This is a genomic window from Paenibacillus sp. lzh-N1 (genome assembly GCF_002872435.1).
Lineage (GTDB): Bacteria > Bacillota > Bacilli > Paenibacillales > Paenibacillaceae > Paenibacillus > Paenibacillus polymyxa_C.
The window spans coordinates 4,159,186-4,180,077 of sequence record NZ_CP025696.1; the positions used below are offsets into that span (position 1 = coordinate 4,159,186).

Genomic DNA, 20,892 nt, shown 5'->3' on the forward strand with positions numbered 1-20,892 from the left:
GATGGAATATATTCGCAACTTTTGGTGTGAGATAACGTCTATAAGGTTGTCTGATATTACATAAGCGCGTATATCAGGTCGCCGCACCGGAGCATGTGGCAAAAAAATTATGAATGGAAGGGTGACGAATGAAGAAATTTGGTTTTTTGTTGTTATTATTTGTCTTCATGTGGGCGGTTCCGGGTTATGGACATGCGGCTTCGAGTGGAACACAAATCTATCTCGACGATCAACAGTTAAGTGTCCCTAGTGGTGCTAAGGCACAAGTAATTGGCGGAAGTACGATGGTTCCGCTGCGCGTAATTTCTGAAAATTTGGGATATGACGTGACATGGAAGCAGCAGGCGCGAACCATAACGATTGAGAAGGACAGTACCTTGATCCGAATGATAATCGGAAGTAAGACGGCGACTGTCAATGGAAGCGACATTAGTCTGGATGCTTCGCCTCTGCTGCGTTCCAATTATGCCCTTGTACCGCTTCGTTTTATCGGCGAGCAAATGGGACTGGACGTAAAATGGGACAGCAGCTCCAAGTCCGTAAAATTATATACCCGCAATAGTGGGTCTGGAAACGGGGAATTTACACCTCCTAAGTCCGGAAATAACAGTACAGGTACAGGAAGTGTAACTGCGCCAACCAATAATGCGAGTTCAGGTGTGACGCAGGTGCAGGGAGTCAGTTTCAGCCAAAACCGCTTAACCATCACAACAGCGGGTGCTGTCAAGCCGAAAGCGTTTACGATGACAGGCCCTGATCGGGTAGTGGTGGATTTGCCAGCGACTGCATTTGCGGACAATTTTGGAGACCAGCAGAAGCTGGATAGCAACTTAAATGGTTCGCTGGACATTGAGAATGAAGCGGATGTGTCCGGTATCCGATATGCTTTATTCCAAAAGGAACCATCAACGGTGCGAGTTGTTATTGATTTGAAACATGCCATGAATTATACCGCATATAATGATGGATCGAATCGTGTTATCGTCGATCTGGCTTCCAAGGATTCAGTGAATACAACGCCAGACGCAACGTTACCGGATGGGTCAGAGCCGGACGATACGCAGACATCTCCAGTTAATAGCAATGGTAAAAAGGTCGTTGTTATTGATGCTGGACATGGAGCAAAAGATTCCGGGGCAGTTGGTATTTCAAGAAAAAATTATGAAAAGACCTTCAACCTTGCGATGGCTCTGAAAGTAGAAAGCATATTAAAACAAAACCCCAAGCTTGAGGTTGTGTTAACACGTAGCGATGATACATTTTTGGAGCTTAAACAGCGCGTAAAAGTGGCTGAAAATCTTAAAGCCAACGTGTTTGTGTCCATTCATGCTAACAGCAGCGGTAGCTCAGCTTCCAACGGCACAGAGACGTATTACCAGCGTAGTGCAAGCAAAGCGTTCGCCAACGTTATGCATAAGTACTTTGCTCCTGCGACGGGTCTGACAGACCGCGGCATTCGTTATGGAAATTTCCATGTAATTCGGGAAACGACTATGCCAGCTGTTTTGCTTGAAGTAGGATATCTGAGTAATGCAAAAGAGGAAGCAACACTGTTTGATGAAGATTTTCAAAACCGGGTAGCTCAAGGGATTGCAGATGGAATCACAGAGTATCTCGACGTAAAATAAATCTTCAACAAATCGCTTGCCAACGTCAAGTAAGGAGGGGGACAGACATATGAACAAGAAAATCGTAATTGCAGGTCTGCTGGCACTGTTTGCCATTGCAGGTGCAGGGTGTGCCTCTAAGCAAACATCGGCTCCTGCGACTCCATCTCAGGAAACACAAACTTCAGCTGCACAAAATAGTACACCCGAACAGACGACCCCTGATCCATCAGCTCAGTCTGCTGAAAATAATGGAGCGAGTCAAACACCTGCAACTCCGTCGACGGAGCCTACAAAGACCAAGACGGACACGGAAAAGTCAGGAGATCGTCAAACACAGCAGATCACGGTGTATTATACGGATACACAAGAGAACGGTTTGAAAGAACAAAAAAAGGAAATTACCTATCCGAGCGAGCTGGAAAAATTCCAAAAAGCGTTTGAAGCTCTACAAAAGAGCGGTGATTCTGCTCTGATTCCGTTGTGGTCCGAGAAAATTACCGTGCATAAGATCAAATTGGATAACGGTGCATTGACCTTTGATATTTCCCTGCCGGATGAGGCTCGATTGGGAGCTGGCGGCGAGGAATTGGCTATCGATGCTTTGAAGCAAACGATGTTCCAATTCAAGGAAGTCAAAACGCTGGATTTGCTCGTAGATGGTCAATCTCTGGAGTCCTTAATGGGACATGTAGATTTGGAGCATCCAATGAGCCGTTAATTGATCAGACTGTATGAAAATTTCTTGAGAATTTACACACTTTTCACGTGCAATCTGTGACAGATAATGATAATATAGGAGTGTATTTCTCGCCTATGCAGGCAGTCATGCACAAATAGTATTCGTTTCTTTCCGGATGATTATTTAGAGTGACCGTCTTGATGCGGGCTATCCCGTATCAAGACGTTTTTTTTGCTAGGAGGTAGGATTTCCGTGAATGCAGCAACCGCACGTCATATATTGGACACCATCGGTACGATGTTTCCGGATGCCCATTGTGAGCTGAACCATGACAATGCTTTTGAATTAACGATTGCCGTGTTATTGTCTGCTCAATGCTCCGATCAGATGGTCAATAAAGTAACGGCAGACCTGTTTCAAAAATACAAGTCACCTGAGGATTATTTGGCTGTTCCTCTTGAGGAACTGGAGCAGGATATTCGTAGAATCGGCTTGTACCGAAACAAGGCCAAGCATATTCATAACCTCTGCCGGATTTTAATAGACCAGTACGGGGGAGAGATACCTTCGGAGCATGATCAACTGGTCAAGCTACCCGGTGTTGGCCGCAAGACGGCTAATGTCGTAGTATCTACTGCCTTTGATGTACCAGCTATTGCGGTAGATACGCATGTAGAGCGCGTTTCCAAACGGCTCGGCTTTGCAGGGTGGGATGATTCAGTGCTTGAGGTGGAAAAAAAGCTGATGAAAAGGGTACCTAGGGATGAATGGTCTGTGACCCATCACCGGCTCATTTTTTTCGGACGCTACCATTGCAAAGCTCAAAACCCTCAATGTCAGGTGTGTCCATTGCTGGATGTGTGCAGGGAAGGCAAGAAACGTATGAAAACGTCTCTTATCAGAAAAGATAAGAAACGTAGAGCTTAAAGACCCGAAAGACCTATAAAGGTAATAGAGGGTTTAACCATTTATGTGTAGAAAAGGATGAAGAGTAATGAAGTGCATTTCGGTATATACAGATAATTTTGAGGCGTTCTCCGATATTTTTGAGCAAATTGTAACAACAGAGTTTGCTGAAAACGAAGAGCGCGAGCTAGAGGGAATCACAGTTAGTCATTCTGGTGATGTCCCTGAGCATTACCTGGAGCGTATGTCACAAAAACCAGAAGTGGTCGTAATGAAGGATAAATCCCGTGGAATTACGATCTTACAGCATGGTCAAGTATTTGAAATTTTGCTGCCAGTACTTGAGACTGCAGCTAATTAAGTGTAATTAGCGGACGACATGCGTTGCATGTTCCGGTATAGGCGGCTCGGCTGGTCTAACCAGCCCGCAGGCGCATATACGAACCTTGAAGACCGTCATAAAACGCTGGATATGGATGATTTCACATATTTAAATATGAAATCTTCAATTACATTTTCAGAGGAGTTTCTTAAATGAGCATTTATGATTATTCAGCCATTGCGATGAACGGCAAGGAGATCACCCTTAGTGATTATAAAGATAAAGTAGTGTTGATTGTAAATACGGCCAGCCAGTGCGGTTTTACATTTCAATATCAGGATTTGCAGCGTCTATATGATCAATATAAGGATAGAGGCTTGGTGATTCTCGGGTTCCCATGCAATCAATTTGCCGATCAAGAGCCGGATTCCAATGAAAGTGTGCAAACATTTTGTACTCTGAATTATGGGGTCGCATTCCCCATGTTCCAAAAGGTGAATGTACGTGATGAGCAGGCTCACCCGTTGTTTACATATCTTGCTTCGTCGTTGCCCTTTGAGGGCTTTGATGAAACACATTCGGTTGCCAAAATACTTATTCCTTTAATTCATGAGCGTCATCCTGAGTACTTACCAGGAGATTCGATCAAATGGAATTTCACGAAATTCCTGATTGATCGGAACGGGAAAGTGATCAAACGATTTGAAGCAACGACAGACCCTCTGGATATGGAAGAATATATTGAAGCATTACTGTGATGATCTGTTTTGGACATTATAAAATAAACTTATGGTTTGCCATTTACAAGAACGCGTTCCCGAAAGCCAGGTACAGGCAGGGAGCGCTTTTTTAGTTTTTTTAATGTGATGATTCTCACAGTGGCTTAGGAATGCTACAATATAGCTATTTGGTGCAGATAAGAAACAAGGAGTGAAACCGTAGCTTATGATGCAAACGATTACAGGAGATGCGGACAAGTGGTTGAATACGATAGAACAGATACAGGATAACTTGCGTAAAGCAGGGGATGAAGCGGGAGCGAGGGCGCTAGGGGATTTGATGGAAAAAGCGCATGCGCAAGAGTTGACCATTGCCTTTTGTGGACATTTTTCAGCAGGTAAATCGAGCTTGATTAACAGCCTGTGCGGTAAAACCGTGCTGCCATCTGGACCGGTGCCTACAAGCGCTAATGTAGTGTCCATCCGTCATGGACGTTCGAGAGTGCTTATTCATCCAGCCCGATCGGTAGAAAACCCGGAGCCGGAAATCGTGGAAGCTTCCCTGTCCGAGCTTGCTGAGTATTGTAAAAATGGTGGAGCCTATGAATCAGTTGAAGTATGGGAGGATATACCGATATTATCTGGCGGAGGAGTGCTGCTGGATACACCCGGCGTAGATTCCACAGACCACGGACACGCGATGGCGACACATTCAGCTTTACATTGGGCTGATATTGTTTTTTATGTGATGGACTACAATCATGTCCAATCTGAAAATAATTTGTCTTTTGCCAAAAGTTTGTCGGATTGGGGCAAGCCACTATATTTGATAATCAATCAAATCGATAAGCACCGAGAGCGGGAGCTATCCTTTACACGTTATCGTAATGAGGTGGAAAGCAGCTTTCATGCCTGGCAGGTACATTACACGGACATTCTGTTTACTTCCTTGAAGGAACAGAATCACCCCTGGAATCAGTGGGAGCAGTTGACGTACTTGATTCCGAATTTGCTGGAGCGCAAAGCAGAGCTTTTGGCTTATAGTTTAGTGTCTTCTATGCACCATTTGGTAGAGCAGCATGTGGAGACGGTGCAGGCCGCTGAAGAAGAGGAACTGAACGCACTGCTCAAAGAAGCAGGTGGAGAAGAGGCCATTTTGCGCCTGGACATAGAGCAGAAGGCCTTACAGCAAGAGGATGAACACTGGAGGATGTTTCCAGAGCAGGAGCATAAACGGCTTCGTCAAGAGCTGGATCATCTACTGGAACATGCTCATCTCACGCCTGCGGAGCTACGTGAAGCGGCTGGCGAATATTTAGAAAGCCGCAAGCCGGGCTTTAAAACAGGGTTATGGTTTGCCGGAGGAAAGACGGAGCGAGAAAAGGAGCGCCGTTTGGACCGGCTGGCAGGGATGCTGAGTGATCAGGTGGAGGGACAACTGTTGCCTCATGTGCGTGAGTTACTGAGGTCATGGGGAGAAGGTCAAGGTTTGTGGACCGCTGCGATGGAACAGGAGCTGGATGAAATCCGCCCTGCAATGGATCGGCAACTGGTAGAGCAGACAGTAAAGGAAAATGCTTTGTCTCCGGAGTATACGTTGAACTATTGCAAGGACCTGCGCGCTGCTGTGACCGCTGATTGCCGCCGCAAGGCGTTGGCGCTGGTAGACCGCCTGCTGGCCCAGCTTGCGGTACGGGCCGAAGCCAGCCGCGAGGCTCTCGCGGATGCGCGCACTGCGTTGCTGGCGCAGGCGGAAGCTGCGAGCCGTTACAGCACTCGCTTGCAAGCCTTGGCTTCGCACGCCGACCTGCTGCGTAGCATGCTGCCGCAGGCTTCCGCGCCTGGCGGGTTGCCCCGTGTGGGCACGCCTGCTCCTGCGGCCGATACTGCCGCTGCTGCCCCGACAGATACGGCTTCAACAGGTGCCGTGCGTCCAGACATTGCTGGCTCGCACAACGCATCGGTGCAGCCACAAGCAGGCATGACAACAGCGCAGTCTGCCGCCGGGGGCCGCCGTACGCGGCTGGATGCAGCAGCGACAAGATTGAAGGCGGCCGCTGCATTGGTAAGCCCGTACCCTGCGATGCAGGCGGCTGTTCGGGATTTACATGCGCGAGCTGCTGCACTGGAGGACGGGCGCTTTACACTGGCGCTATTCGGAGCATTCAGTGCCGGCAAATCCAGCTTTGCCAACGCTTTGCTGGGCGAAGCGGTGTTACCCGTATCGCCCCATCCGACGACAGCGGCGATTAATCGCATTATGGCGCCTACAAGTCATGAGCGCCATGCCACGGCTGACGTCCACATGAAATCAGTGGATGCGTTGCGGGAAGATCTTAAATACTCATTTCGGTTATTAGGATTGGGAGAGCCAGCATCCGTGGGCTGGCAAGAAGCCGTAAATTCGTTATCACCAGAAGGTATTCATCCTGCGGGAAGGCCTCATTACAGCTTTTTGAAGGCTGCTGCAGCTGGATGGGAAGAAGCTGAAAGCTTGCTAGGACAACAGCTTCAGGTGAATCTAGAGCAATATCGAGATTTTGTCGCATCCGAGCGCAAATCATGCTTCGTGGAGCATATCGACCTTTATTATGATTGCACTTTGACTCGTCAGGGCATCGTGCTGGTGGATACGCCAGGTGCCGATTCTGTGAATGCACGGCACACAGGTGTGACCTTCAATTATATGAAGCATGCAGACGCTCTTGTATTTGTGACATATTATAACCATGCGTTTACGCAAGGAGACCGGCAGTTCTTGAATCAATTGGGCCGAGTCAAAGAGACATTGGCGCTGAATCAGACGTTTTTTATCGTCAACGCATCCGATTTGGCGTCTTCTGAAGATGAACTATATTCTGTGACTCAGCATGTACAGGAACAACTTCAGGCGAACGGAATCCGCAAGCCGCGTATTTATCCGCTTTCCAGCATGCTGGCGTTGGAAGCAGCCGAGCAGGGAGAGGCTTCGCTACGTGCAGCTTCACGGTTTGATGTGTTTGAAAATGATTTTTCGGCATTTGCAGCCGAAGAGCTGGCAGGTTTGTCTATTGCATCTGCTATGCAGGAGCTGGGACGTCTGCGGAGCCGAATAGAACAACATGCTGCTGATGCCCGGTATAGCGCTGAAGAGCGTGAGCTCCGATTAGAGCAATTAACTCGAATTCGTGGGGAACTGGAGAATGTGCTCCTTGGTTCGACTGACAACAATGGTGGATCTGTGCTGTCGGACGAAACCGATGAACTGTTGTATCATGTACGCCAAAGGCTAGCCTACCGGACGGGTGAATTTATGGCAGAAGCGTTCCATCCATCTGTTTTGCGTGAAGGAGTAGGTGATCTTCGTTTGGCCTTTGCATCTTGTGGTCGTGAGCTGATGCGATTGATCGAACTGGAGTTGTCTCAGGAATTGCTGGCAACCACCCTCAGACTAGAAAAAATGGGGCAAGCCTTGGTGGGTAAAGCTATCCAACAGTGCGTAGATCACATGAATCTTCAGTTGAATGGGCTAGATTGCACAGTTCCTGGATTTAGAGAATGGGCTGTCCCCGAACTGAGCGATATTTCCCTACAGGAGTCCATTCAGTGGAAGAATTATTGGAATAGCTTTAAAAATCCAAAGCTATTTTTTGAAGGGACGGGTCGGGCGAATTTACAAACTAGACTGGAGCCCATATTACGCCAGTTAATCGGAGAAGCTGTGGATCAGCAGCGAGAACGAATGTCTTCTTTTTACGTTGCTATGATGCAAGAGGAACAAACATGGCAGAAAGCACAGCTACGAGAGCAAATGCTGGAGACGATTCGTGGTATGGAACATGCACTTAAGGGCGGTGAGGAGCCACAAGTTTGGGAAGAGCTTGCTGATCAGCTCGCGAATTTAGAGTCAATATAAATATGTTCATGATTGTATTAAGTTCAGGACACCGGGTTGTGGGACAATCCGGTGTTTTAAGCATACTTCAAAAAGAAAGGAAAACTGAGGAAATAGCCATATTCAATGATAAGAAAGCGATTTAATTTGTCTAATCACCTACCAATTGCGAACCTGCCTGAAAACGGCCCGTTATCCTCTTTGCCGCCTTGGAACACGGATGGTAAACTTCACTAAGCCATATAACAACGTCGTGCAACTAATGGAGGGACTTGACATGGAAGTGCTCAGGCAACTGCAAGTTTTTTTTCGTGAGAGGAGACATTATCTATTTCTTTCCATTCTATGCCTTGCGATAGCGACGGCTTTGGGACTGGTTTATCCGAACCTGCTCCAACGGCTCATTGATAACGCTATCATTCCCGGTGACTTCGAGAAAGTTCCGGTTCTGGCTCTGACTGTACTGGGAGTCGTGATCATCAAAGGGTTTATGCAATTTTTACATGGTTTTTTTGGCGGACGGCTAGGTAACTATCTGGCGTATCGACTTCGCAATGCCTGTTACGAAAAGCTGCAATTTCTGTCCTTCAGATATTATGACACCGCCAAAACGGGGGATCTTATGTCCCGTCTGACTGGTGATTTGGAGGCGATTCGCAACTTTATCGGGTTTGGTTTTGCGCAACTCCTCAATGTGCTACTGATGGTCGTATTCGGCTCTATCATGATGCTGTATATTAATTGGCAGCTCACCCTCTTTACGATGATCAGCATGCCATTGCTACTCTTCGTCACATTCAAATTTGAATCTCGGATACATCCCACCTTTCAGGAAATGCGAATTGCTCTCAGCGCCCTGACGACAGCGGTACAAGAAAATATTACAGGTGTGCGAACCGTTAAATCTTTTGCTCGCGAATCCTATGAAGTAGAAAAATTCTCCGTACGTAATGAGCAGTACAAAAGTAACCAAATTCAGGCTGCTTCCTTATGGAGTCGATTTTTTCCCGCGATGGAACTGATTGCCTCGGTCAGTGTGGTTCTTCTCTTGGGCATGGGTGGATATCTAGTTATCCAGAAGTCAATGACCTTGGGGGAACTCGTCGCTTTCTTTAGCTTAATTTGGTATATTATCGGTCCCATCTGGAGCATTGGCTTTCATATCAATAACTATACGCAGTCCAAAGCTTCCGGTGAAAGGGTTTTGGAGTTGCTGAATCAGTCTGTAGATGTAACCGATGAAGCTGATGCACTTACACTCAACGCCGATCAGGTGAAGGGACATGTGACGTTTGAACATGTTACCTTTGCTTACGGTAATAAGCTACCTGCTGTTGTTGACATCAATCTGGATGCACCACCGGGATCGGTCATTGGGATTTTAGGAGGAACAGGTTCCGGGAAGTCGACCATTATTCAACTACTCATGCGAGCCTACAATGTGAATGCAGGAAGCATCAAGCTGGATGGGACGGATATACGTCATTTGAAAATTCGTGATTTACGTGCTCAAATTTCTTCTGTGTTTCAGGAGACGTTTCTGTTCTCGTCCTCTATACGCAACAATATTGCATATGGGTTAAGTCATGTCAGTATGGATGACATCATACGCGTTTCCAAGCTGGCTCAGGCGCATGAATTTATAACTGAATTACCGCTGGGCTACGACACTGTTGTTGGTGAACGTGGATTGGGACTGTCTGGAGGGCAGAAACAACGGATCGCCATCGCGCGCGCACTACTCAAAAATCCGAAAATTCTCGTGCTGGATGATGCTACCAGTGCGGTCGACATGGAGACGGAGCATGAAATTCAGTCCGGTTTTCAAGAGGTTATGCGTGGACGCACAACGTTTATTATAGCTCATCGAATCTCTTCGCTTCGTCATGCCAATGAAATTGTAGTGCTTGAGGAAGGACGAATCGTCCAACGTGGAACACATGAACAGCTCATTGCTACTCCAGGTCCATATCAAGATGTGTATCATATTCAATACGCCGATTACATAGCGGAGGCTCCAGACGGTGTATCCGAAGGGCAGGTGAGACCATGAATATTCCAGTAGAAAAAGCCAAACCGTTAAAGAAGCCGACCAATGAGCGCTTTGTCTATCAAGATGATGAGGTCATTGATAAACCGTTTAACTGGGCGGAATTCAAACGTTTGCTAGCATACATGAAACCTTATGCCCGTCAGATTCTGCCGATTCTTCTGGTCATGATGATTCTCGGCACGATTACTAAGTTGACGGTTCCATATTTGATCAGTCTGGCCATTGACAAGGCCATTGCTCCCGCATGGCCTGCACTGCCGAGCGTAAAGTTATTGTTGCTCATTACGGGTGCCGTGCTCTTGTTATATTTAATTCAATGGGCAGCCAGTACGTATCGCATTAAATTCACCAATATTATTGGTCAGCGGGTTATTTACGATTTACGTGAAGATTTGTTCAAGCATATTCAGAAGCTTTCCTTTAACTTTTTTGATAAAAGACCGGCGGGGTCTGTATTAGTACGTGTGACGAATGACATTAACTCGCTACAGGATTTATTTACGAATGGTGCAGTGAATGTCCTGATTGACTGCGTACAGCTTTTCGGAATTATTGTTATTTTGCTGCTTATTAACTGGAAGCTCGGTTTGGCAGTGATTGTGACCGTTCCGATCATGTTTTTGATCTCGACCAAGCTGCGAGTACGCATCCGTCGCGCCTGGCAAGAAGTACGCATGAAGAACTCGCGTATCAATTCTCATTTGAATGAATCTATTCAGGGAATTCGTGTGACACAAGCGTATACGCAGGAGCAGGAAAACATGGCTTATTTCGACGATATGAACAGCTCCAGTAAAAAATCGTGGGATAAGGCTTCTGCTATGAATCAGGTCTTTGGCCCACTTATTGATATTACCGGAGGATTAGGTACGCTTGTGCTGTTCTGGTTTGGAGCGCATTTAATTCAGACAGATCAGCTTACGGTGGGGCTGCTGGTTGCATTCGCCAACTATGTAGGGAACTTTTGGGAGCCAATCAATCGGCTGGGTCAAATGTACAATCAGCTACTGGTTGCGATGGCTTCTTCAGAAAGAATTTTTGAATTCATGGATGAACAGCCGAATATTGCAAACAAACCGGGAGCAAAAGCCTTACCGCCTATCCGGGGTGATATTCAATTTGAAAAAGTCATTTTTGAATATGAAAAGGGACGTCAGGCGCTTAAAGGTATTAATCTTTCTGTCGAGGCGGGTCAATCTATAGCGCTTGTAGGTCATACTGGATCAGGTAAAAGTACAATTATTAATTTGCTCAGTCGTTTTTATGACATTACGTCAGGGCGACTTACCATTGATGGTTATGATGTGCGAGATGTCACGGTGGAGAGCTTGCGCAGCCAGATTAGCATCGTGCTTCAGGATACATTTATTTTTTCGGGGACGATACGCGATAATATCCGATTTGGCCGTTTGGATGCAACGGATGAGGAAATCGAAGCGGCTGCGAAGGCGGTCAATGCTCATGAATTCATTGTTCACTTACCAGATGGCTATGAAACAGAGGTAGAGGAGCGTGGAGGGATGCTGTCCATGGGCCAGCGCCAGCTCTTATCCTTTGCTCGTGCCTTACTGGCTAATCCGCGAATTCTTATTCTGGATGAGGCCACAGCTAGCATTGATACGGAAACGGAGCTGAAAATTCAGGAGGCTCTTCAGGTTCTATTGGAAGGCAGAACTTCTTTTATGGTTGCTCACCGTTTGTCCACTATTCGGAATGCTGATCATATCGTTGTACTGGACCATGGGGAAATCCAGGAAAGTGGTAATCATGAACAATTGATGAAAAAACATGGAATATATCGGGGGCTGGTGGAAGCACAGTTCAGATTTTTGTAAAAAAAAGATCAAAAAATCGCGTTTTTTGTAAATTAAAATGCCGAGCACTATTGCATTCTTGGAGCTAAACCCTGAAAATAAAGATGAAAAGAGATCAGAGCAATATCGTCAGAGGGGGAAGAGTTCAAGATGTGGGGTGCTCCTTTTTCTGCCAAGGCTAAGAAGATGCTACTGCTGGGTAGCGGCGAATTGGGAAAAGAAGTCATTATTGAAGCTCAGCGGCTTGGCGTGGAATGTATTGCTGTAGATCGCTATGAGCTGGCTCCAGCAATGCAGGTGGCCCATCGCTCTCACTGTCTGGATATGCAGGATGCTGAGGCGTTGAAGGCACTAATTCGCAAGGAACAGCCCGACATAATTGTACCTGAAATCGAAGCTATTGCTACGGGTGCTTTGGAAGAATTAGAGCAAGAGGGATTTCACGTAGTACCAACGGCCCGGGCCGCCCGTCTTACGATGGACCGGGAGGGTATCCGCAGGTTGGCTGCCGAGAAATTACAGCTTCCGACTGCCGCCTACCGTTTTGCAGATCATTTTGAGCAGTTACGGTCGGCGGTTCAAGAGCTGGGCACGCCATGTGTGGTCAAACCCTTAATGAGTTCGTCGGGTAAAGGGCAGTCTGTATGCCGGACACTCGAAGACGCAGAATCCTGCTGGAATACGGCGCTGGAAGGCGCGCGTGCCAAAACGACACGTGTCATTGTTGAAGCTTTTGTCCCGTTTGAGAGCGAAATTACCTTATTGACCGTCAGATCGGAATCAGGCACGACTTTTTGCCCACCGATTGGCCACATTCAAAAAGATGGGGATTATGTCGAATCTTGGCAGCCTCATGGCATGACGGACAAGCAGCTTTCGGAGGCGCAAGACATTGCCCGTACGATTACGGATGAACTGGGGGGTTACGGATTGTTTGGCGTAGAGCTGTTTTTAACGGCTGATAGCGTCATATTTAGTGAAGTATCCCCGCGTCCGCATGATACAGGTATGGTAACCATGATCACGCAGGATTTGTCTGAATTTGCGCTTCATGTACGGGCGATTCTCGGATTCCCGGTGCCTTCGGTCACGCTGCTTACACCAGGAGCTTCAGCTACCTTGAAGGCAGAAGTGGCTACGCGCGATTTCGCAATAAGCGGTCTGCATGATGCACTATTGCTACCCCGGACACAGGTGCGAGTGTTCGGGAAGCCTGAAACCAAGCCGGGACGCCGGATGGCTGTAGCGCTTAGCGCTGCAGAAGATGTGGAGACAGCACGGAAGACAGCCAAAGAAGCTGCCAATATGCTGAAAGTGGAGGTAAATCATGTCTAACAGTGTGATGATTCCAGTACTGACAATTCGTTCCGTAGAGCTTGGCGATTGTGAAGCCGTAACTGGACTACTTAGAGAAGTCGGATACCCGATGACTTGTGGCGTTATGAAAGAAGTTATGGGAACAGCGCAGGAGGACAGTCAAGCGAATATGATGGTTGCAGAAATGGATGGTTGTGTTGTCGGAGTAATCGGCATGCATACGGCTCAAAGCCTGGCCTATCCTGATCCTGCTGTACAAATCACCATGCTGGTCGTGAGCGGGGAGTATCGCGGCGAAGGCATTGGCAAACGATTGGTTGCTTGTGGTGAGGAGTGGGGGCGTGCGCAAGGCTGCTATCATTTATTCATTACTGGAGCGAATAACCGCATCAAACAAGTAGAGGCCCGTGCTTTCTACAACCGAATCGGCTTTGAGAAGCAAGGCTACCGTTTCAGCAAAAAGCTTAGATAATCAGCTTGCAACAAACAATCTAATACTTAAAGCCTCAATATTTTTTAACTTAGTCCTGTTCGCAATTGCCGAGCAGGCTATTTTTTTTCCAACTTTTATACCATTGATGATGCTATAAAACATGATATACTGCTAGAGTAAAGATTACAAAGTTGTAACCTGAGACGTTTACACCAAGGCACTTATACAACAAGGAGATGACGAAATGAAGAATATGTTGAAAAAAACACTGGTGATGGGGAGCCTAAGCGCCGTTTTATCCGCAGGATTCATCGTTCCGGCATCAGCTTCACCAGCTGACGATTTGTCTGCCCAATTACAACAATGGTTTCAAAATAACGGATACACAGTCAATATGTCCAACGGGACGACAACAATAACGAAGACTGTCATTAAGGATTATTCTGAAAAGGACAAGGCTAAAACAAAAACAGCAAATCCTTCTTCTGGCAAGCAAACGACGAATCAGGGTAGCCAAAAGGCTTCAAAGACTGTTACCAAGCAACAGACTCAAACACAAAACGCCAACTCAGGTGCAGGTCAGTCTACAGATTCTAATGCCCAACTGAGCAAGTCTCAATTTGCAGCCGAGGTGGTAAAGCTTGTAAACAACGAGCGCAGCCAAAAAGGTCTGAAGCCCCTCACCTCCAATGCGAAGCTTACAGAAGTAGCCTTAGCGAAGGCGAAGGACATGAGTACGAACAATTACTTTTCCCATACATCTCCGACTTACGGTTCACCATTTGATATGATGAAAAAATTCGGTGTAACTTATACGTATGCGGGTGAGAATATTGCAATGGGACAAAAAACACCACAAGAAGTAATGAAGGCCTGGATGAATAGTCAGGGACATCGTGAAAATATTTTGAAGGCAGAATATACACAAATCGGTGTGGCTTACTACAATGGATATTGGGTACAAGAGTTCACACGTAACTAAGTTGATAGAAAAAACGTTTCAAACGTCATTTCTGTTTATAAAAAGATAATGACGAAACGTAATTTAGAGACCCGCTGACAACGTTCAGCGGGTCTTTTTATGTCGCTTATGACTCTTCAAGCATAAACCATTTCTCTATCCCAGAAAAGACATATGGGACGCGCTTATAGTATGATGACAGTAAGCTGAATGGATAACAGACTACTTTTGGAAAGCTAGGTGAACAAATGAGCTACGAAATCGTGCATGAAGGTGCCTTTGCTATGCTCAAGGTACAGTTGAGCCCCGGAGAAACCATTAAAGCGGAAATGGGAGCGATGGTTTCCATGTCTTCCAGTGTAGATATAAAGGGGACGGTAGACGGTGGACTGTTACGTGGTTTAGGCAGAATGCTGAGCGGAGAAAAATTCTTTTTTCAAGAGCTGAGGGCAGCCCGGGGACCCGCTGAAGTACTGCTAGCCCCCGCAAGCATAGGTGATGTACAAGCAGTGGAACTGGATGGCACGTATAGGCTGTTGGTCCAAAAGGACGGTTTTTTGGCCTGTACAGAAGGTATTGAGGTTAGTACCAAAATGCAAAACCTGATGAAAGGTTTATTCTCCGGTGAAGGTTTTTTTATTGTAGAAATCAGTGGCCGAGGCACAGTATTCCTATCCTCTTATGGAGCCATTCACCCTATTTATATTGCGCCAGGAGAGGAGCGTATTATTGATAATGCTCATCTAGTGGCGTGGCCGGATTATATGGATTATAGAATTGAAAAAGCATCTAAAGGTTGGTTGTCCAGCGTAACGAGTGGGGAAGCCCTTGTATGCCGTTTTCGCGGTGAAGGCACAGTACTGATTCAAAGCCGAAATCCGGGTAGTTTTGGACAATGGATTAGAAGTTTCATCCCTGATAGCAAATAGTTCCTTCCGTCTAATCCCGCTGATGAGAGGAAGGGCTATTCGCACAAAAAGTATAATAAAAGGATGGGAATTTGCCATCCTTTTTTAGTATGTTCATGGAAAATTATATGGGATTGTAATCATTGATTTTCGCTTGAACCAGAACGGTTTATTTGCAAAATGACAGGAGAAGCTTTATGTTTATTTCACCAAGCTATCAGGAGGGAACACGAGTGAATTCATCAAAATGGATTTGGCGGTCTGTCGGTTCCGTTTCCATTGCCGCCACACTGCTATTATTGTACGGATTTATTGCAGCAGTACGAAGTATTACGGCTCCAGAGCCATTGGTAAGTACTCAACCTGTACAATCCGGTTCATCGCAGACACAAACTGCACCATCGGCTACTGCTCAGACGGAAGAGTTGCGTGTAGCTGCCATTGGCGATTCGTTAGCCAAAGGAACGGGGGATGACTCCGGAAGTGGTTTTGTGCGTCGGTCGGTGACTTTGTTAAATGATCAGGAAGGACATAAAGCTCGGCTCATAAATAATCTAGGGATTAATGGACTGACGACTCAAGGACTATTAACCAAGCTGGATGAGCCTGGTGTGTCTTATGTACTGAAGAAGGCTAATGTGATTATAGTTTCGATTGGCGGAAATGATTTATTTCAGGGCGCACAGGCGGCCCAAACCGGCAAAGAGCCACCTACACTCAGCGGTTTGCGCAAAGCTCTGCCTGATGCAGCCAAACGTCTGCAAAAGGTGCTAACAAAGGTAGGGAAAATCAATCCGAATGCTAAAATTGTCTATGTAGGATTGTATAATCCATTCAGTGATCTGCGGGAAATGAAAATTCCCGGTAATCTTGTGGTAACTGAATGGAATATGGCTGCCATGGCAATTACCAACCAAAACAGTAACATGACGCTGGTTCCAACTTTCGATTTATTCGAGCAAAATTTGCCCGTCTATTTATCATCCGATCATTTTCATCCCAACGGACAAGGCTATCAGGCAATCGCTGAACGTATCGCACAAGGATTTGCTGTTACCGCAACGAAGGGTACCGATCATGTAAATCCTAATCAACAGTCTACAAGTAGCCAACCTGCAGAAGCGAAAAAGGGAGGGAACAAGTAATGAGCATCCAATCTGCTGACAAGACCGAGGCTGGCGTGACCCAAGATTCGACATCCACGAATGCAGTGTCCAGTCTTCATTCCTCCAATCAGGTTGGTAGCGCAGACAGAGACAGCAGCAATAATGAAATCGTGCTCTCTGTTCAGCATGTTAAAAAACGCATTAAACGCAAAATGATCATTCATGATGTAACGTTCGACGTTCGCGCAGGTGAAATTTTCGGATTTCTCGGCCCCAATGGAGCAGGAAAAACGACGACTATTCGTATGCTGGTCGATTTAATTAAGCCTACGGAAGGGACGATAACCGTATGCGGTCATAATGTAAATCGTGACCCTGAGCAGGCTTTACGGCATATTGGTTCTATTGTGGAAAATCCAGAGGTGTACAGCTACCTGACAGGATGGGAGAATTTAGAACATTTTGCCCGCATGCAGCCTGGCGTAGATGAACAGCGCATCCGCGAGGTGGTTGAGTTGGTTCGGCTCGATCGTCGCATCCATGATAAGGTAAGTACATATTCACTGGGGATGCGCCAACGTCTTGGTATAGCTCAAGCCTTGCTTGGCAGACCTAAGCTACTCATTTTGGATGAGCCGACGAACGGGCTAGACCCCAAGGGAATCAAAGAGATGAGAGCTTTTATCCGTTTGTTAGCGGCAGAAGGCATGGCTGTATTTGTTTCCAGTCATTTGCTCAGCGAGATCCAGTTGCTATGTGATCGTGTGGCAATTATTAGTCGGGGAAAGGTGCTGGCTGTTGGTGGGGTACAGGAACTGGTTGAGACACACTCACATATGGCTGTATGGCAGCTGGAGCCTCGCGATCAAGGCCTTGCCCTATTGCAAAATTCTCCGTATGTGCACATAATTACGAACGTCGATGAATTAATTGATGACAGCATTGTTGCAGGCAGCGGAGTCGATGCTATTTTTACAGAAATGGATGAAGAGCATATTGCGAAGCTGGTCGCACACATGACAGCTTCCGGTATTTCCGTTAAAGGTGTAACCAAAATTAATCCTACACTGGAGCAACTATTCCTGAAAATGACGGAAGGTGAGATACTTGAATAATATTTTACCGCTCGTACAAAATGAAACCCTTAAAATTATCAAGAAGAAACGATTTTATGTCATTTTACTTGTTTTGCTTGTGCTTGTGCCGATTTTTACGTACGCTCAGATGAAAGTGGCAGAAAACAATCGCAAGAAATTCGGCAATGATTGGCGGCTGGAACTGCGTCAAGCCATTACCGATAACCAAAACTCGCTGGGCAGCGATAGGGTTCCCGAAGAATGGAAGACCTATCGTCGGGTCTTTGTGCAGCAGATGCAATATTATCTGGAAAATGACGTGAATCCTAATGAGCCGAGTGGCGTCACTTTTACCAGAGAGTTTATGGATAACTCCATAAATCTGTTCGTTCCGTTGTTGATCATGGCCATTGCTTCGGACTTGGTTTCAGGAGAACGGACGACAGGCACGATAAAAATGTTGCTGACTCGGCCGGTCAGGCGGTGGAAAATACTGCTGAGCAAGCTGCTGACACTGTATATGTTCGTTTCGCTCATCATTTTGGCCGTATTTGTCATTAGTTATCTCATATCAGGCTTGTTTTTTGGTTTTCGTGGTTTTAATGTTCCGGTATTTACCGGCTTTCAAATTGTTGGATCGACGGTGGATTTGTCTGCTGTACATGCAATTCCACAATGGCATTACCTGATGCTGCAAGCCGGATTGATCTGGTTTGTCAGTCTGGTGGTTGCTTCGTTAGCCTTTATGGTATCTGTTCTGGTACGTAGTACAGCTGCAAGTATCGTGGTCATGATGGCCGCGCTCATTTCGGGCACTATACTGACCAACATGGCTTCATCTTGGCAGAGCGCCAAATATTTATTTATGGTTAACCTCCGATTAACCGATTATTTATCTGGAAGCCCTGCCCCGATTGAGGGAATGACCCTGCCGTTTTCTTTAGCTGTACTGGGCATTTGGGGGGCTGCGGCGTTGATTGTTTCATTCGCCGTCTTTACGAAACGGGATATATTGAATTAAAATGGACAAGGTAAAAGAAAACATCTGTTTGCATTTTTGGTGAAAACCATCAAGAATAAGGCAAAACACGGTTACGATTAGACAAAGGGGGAGCATGAATGGTCGACAAAATCGACTTGTCTGCGGGAGCTTCCGGTACACAGAACGGAGCTTCAGAATATGGCGCGGACGACATTCAAGTGCTCGAAGGGCTTGTGGCAGTTCGCAAACGGCCGGGCATGTACATCGGGAGCACCAGTTCTTCGGGACTGCATCATTTGGTATGGGAAATTGTAGACAACGCGGTGGATGAACATCTCGCCAAGTTTTGCTCTCGCATTGATATCACAATGCATAAGGACGGTTCTGTTACAGTATCAGACAACGGGCGCGGTATTCCTACGGGAATGCACAAAATGGGAATTCCTACGCCTCAAGTTGTATTCACCATTTTGCACGCCGGAGGTAAGTTTGGCGGTTCGGGATATAAAAAGTCCGGGGGTCTGCATGGGGTAGGTGCGTCTGTAACGAACGCTCTTTCGGAATGGCTTGAAGTGGAAATCTACCGGGACGGCAAGATTCACCGTCAGCGGTTTGAATATTGGCAGGACAAGAAGGGCGTGGAGCATGTCGGTGAACCGACCACAGGCCTTGAAGTGCTGGGCAATACTAACAAGACGGGCTCGAAAATTACATTTAAACCGGATATTCGCGTTTTTCAGTCAGGAATTCATTTTAACTACGATACGCTGGCTGAACGCCTTCAGGAAATTGCTTTTCTGAATTCTGGCCTTCGTATTCAGCTTAAAGACGAACGCAGCGGAAAGTCAGATGAATATTTTTATGAGGGTGGAGCAAGTCAGTTTGTTTCTTTTTTGAATGAGGGTAAGGATGTACTGCATGATGTTATTCACTTTAATGCCGAGAAAGAAGACATTGAAGTGGAGATTGCCATCCAATACAATGCCGGCTACACAGAGACGATTGCTTCGTTCGTTAACTCCATTCCGACACGTGGCGGGGGTACGCATGAAACAGGCTTCAAAACCGCTTACACTCGTATCATGAACGACTATGCACGTAAAACAGCGATGTTGAAGGAAAAGGATAAAAACCTGGAGGGTAACGATCTGCGTGAGGGTATGATGGCTGTAATCAGTGTCAAGATGGCCGAGGTTGAATTTGTCGGTCAGACAAAAGATCAGCTGGGTAGTGCTTCGGCGCGGAGTACAGTGGATGCCATCGTATCTGAACAAATGCAGCGCTTTTTGGAGGAAAATCCACAGATAGCGCAAACCTTGATCAGAAAGGCAGTTCAAGCATCCAAAGCGCGTGAAGCTGCACGTAAGGCTCGGGACGAAATGCGTTCTGGCAAGAAACGCAGTGAAAGTTCTAATTTGAATGGCAAACTGTCGCCTGCGCAGTCCAAGGATTTTACACGTAATGAGTTATTTATCGTGGAAGGCGATTCGGCTGGAGGATCGGCCAAACAAGGACGGGATTCCAAAATCCAGGCAATTTTGCCGTTAAAGGGCAAGCCGATGAATCCGGAAAAATCAAAGTTGGCGGATATTATGAAAAATGATGAGTACCGTGCGATTACGGCAGCGATTGGCGCGGGGGTAGGAACAGAGTTCACGCTGGAAGACAGCAATTATTCCAAAATCATCATTATGACTGATGCAGATACGGATGGCGCGCACATTCAAGTACTGTTGTTGACGTTCTTTTATCGGTACATGAAAGAACTCATTGATGCAGGACGCATATTTATTGCTCAGCCGCCATTGTATAAAATAACCCGCAAGTCGGGTAAGCTCGAAACGGTTCGTTATGCCTGGACTGACGAGCAGCTTGATAATTACTTAAAAGAATTTGGACGGAATTTTGAGCTTCAACGTTATAAAGGACTCGGGGAGATGAACCCTGATCAGTTATGGGAAACGACAATGAATCCCGAGTCACGCACCCTGTTGCGCGTTCAGATTGAGGATGCTGCCAAAGCTGAACGCCGTGTGTCCACATTGATGGGTGATAAGGTGGATCCACGTAAGCGCTGGATCGTGGAAAACGTGGATTTCACGGAATACGTAGAGTAGTGCTATTAAATGAGG

The 20,892-nt window shown here is 46.5% G+C and carries 16 protein-coding genes; all 16 read left to right on the plus strand.

Annotated features, from left to right (window positions below; genetic code table 11):
• Window positions 1-128 precede the first annotated feature (128 nt).
• The 16 genes from C0638_RS18840 to parE all read left to right on the plus strand — a co-directional run bounded on the left by C0638_RS18840 (window position 129) and on the right by parE (window position 20,877).
• Window positions 129-1,628 carry an N-acetylmuramoyl-L-alanine amidase family protein gene (locus tag C0638_RS18840; protein WP_040103523.1) on the plus strand — a complete coding sequence of 500 codons (1,500 nt, stop codon included), beginning with the start codon at window positions 129-131 and terminating at the stop codon, window positions 1,626-1,628.
• A gap of 49 nt (window positions 1,629-1,677) precedes the next feature.
• Window positions 1,678-2,328, plus strand: coding sequence for a GerMN domain-containing protein (locus C0638_RS18845; protein WP_013371594.1), 651 nt, complete (start codon window positions 1,678-1,680; stop codon window positions 2,326-2,328).
• Between the two features lie 213 nt (window positions 2,329-2,541).
• The gene (gene nth / locus C0638_RS18850; RefSeq protein WP_025365090.1) at window positions 2,542-3,216 is read left to right on the plus strand and encodes an endonuclease III; all 675 of its coding nucleotides are present in this window, start codon (window positions 2,542-2,544) and stop codon (window positions 3,214-3,216) included.
• Window positions 3,217-3,283: 67 nt separating this feature from the next.
• Window positions 3,284-3,556, plus strand: a complete 273-nt coding sequence (locus C0638_RS18855; RefSeq protein WP_013310628.1) for a hypothetical protein — start codon at window positions 3,284-3,286, stop codon at window positions 3,554-3,556.
• 173 nt (window positions 3,557-3,729) lie between these two features.
• Entirely contained in the window at window positions 3,730-4,275 is a 546-nt protein-coding gene (locus C0638_RS18860; RefSeq protein WP_013371592.1) for a glutathione peroxidase, read from the plus strand.
• Window positions 4,276-4,462: 187 nt separating this feature from the next.
• Complete coding sequence (locus C0638_RS18865; RefSeq protein WP_058712281.1) at window positions 4,463-8,131, plus strand: dynamin family protein; 3,669 nt, start codon at window positions 4,463-4,465, stop codon at window positions 8,129-8,131.
• Window positions 8,132-8,387: 256 nt separating this feature from the next.
• The gene (locus C0638_RS18870) at window positions 8,388-10,163 is read left to right on the plus strand and encodes an ABC transporter ATP-binding protein (RefSeq protein ID WP_058712282.1); all 1,776 of its coding nucleotides are present in this window, start codon (window positions 8,388-8,390) and stop codon (window positions 10,161-10,163) included.
• The gene (locus C0638_RS18875) at window positions 10,160-11,998 is read left to right on the plus strand and encodes an ABC transporter ATP-binding protein (protein WP_058712283.1); all 1,839 of its coding nucleotides are present in this window, start codon (window positions 10,160-10,162) and stop codon (window positions 11,996-11,998) included. Before C0638_RS18870 ends, C0638_RS18875 begins: the two co-directional genes overlap by 4 nt.
• Window positions 11,999-12,127: 129 nt before the next feature.
• Window positions 12,128-13,312 (plus strand): formate-dependent phosphoribosylglycinamide formyltransferase, encoded by a 1,185-nt coding sequence (gene purT, locus C0638_RS18880; RefSeq protein WP_019687815.1) that lies wholly within the window; start codon window positions 12,128-12,130, stop codon window positions 13,310-13,312.
• Window positions 13,305-13,766: a GNAT family N-acetyltransferase gene (locus tag C0638_RS18885; protein ID WP_013371586.1), complete on the plus strand. Its 462-nt coding sequence runs from the start codon at window positions 13,305-13,307 to the stop codon at window positions 13,764-13,766. Before purT ends, C0638_RS18885 begins: the two co-directional genes overlap by 8 nt.
• 205 nt (window positions 13,767-13,971) lie before the next feature.
• On the plus strand, window positions 13,972-14,709 hold the full coding sequence (locus C0638_RS18890; RefSeq protein WP_058712285.1) for a CAP domain-containing protein: 738 nt from the start codon (window positions 13,972-13,974) through the stop codon (window positions 14,707-14,709).
• Window positions 14,710-14,936: 227 nt separating this feature from the next.
• The gene (locus tag C0638_RS18895) at window positions 14,937-15,617 is read left to right on the plus strand and encodes a TIGR00266 family protein (RefSeq protein WP_013371584.1); all 681 of its coding nucleotides are present in this window, start codon (window positions 14,937-14,939) and stop codon (window positions 15,615-15,617) included.
• 176 nt (window positions 15,618-15,793) lie between these two features.
• The gene (locus C0638_RS18900; RefSeq protein WP_013371583.1) at window positions 15,794-16,741 is read left to right on the plus strand and encodes a GDSL-type esterase/lipase family protein; all 948 of its coding nucleotides are present in this window, start codon (window positions 15,794-15,796) and stop codon (window positions 16,739-16,741) included.
• Window positions 16,741-17,817: an ABC transporter ATP-binding protein gene (locus C0638_RS18905; RefSeq protein ID WP_013371582.1), complete on the plus strand. Its 1,077-nt coding sequence runs from the start codon at window positions 16,741-16,743 to the stop codon at window positions 17,815-17,817. The genes C0638_RS18900 and C0638_RS18905 overlap by 1 nt, the downstream gene beginning before the upstream one ends.
• Complete coding sequence (locus C0638_RS18910; RefSeq protein ID WP_058712286.1) at window positions 17,810-18,799, plus strand: ABC transporter permease; 990 nt, start codon at window positions 17,810-17,812, stop codon at window positions 18,797-18,799. Before C0638_RS18905 ends, C0638_RS18910 begins: the two co-directional genes overlap by 8 nt.
• 98 nt (window positions 18,800-18,897) lie before the next feature.
• Window positions 18,898-20,877, plus strand: a complete 1,980-nt coding sequence (gene parE / locus C0638_RS18915; protein WP_013371580.1) for a DNA topoisomerase IV subunit B — start codon at window positions 18,898-18,900, stop codon at window positions 20,875-20,877.
• The last annotated feature ends 15 nt before the right edge of the window (window positions 20,878-20,892 follow it).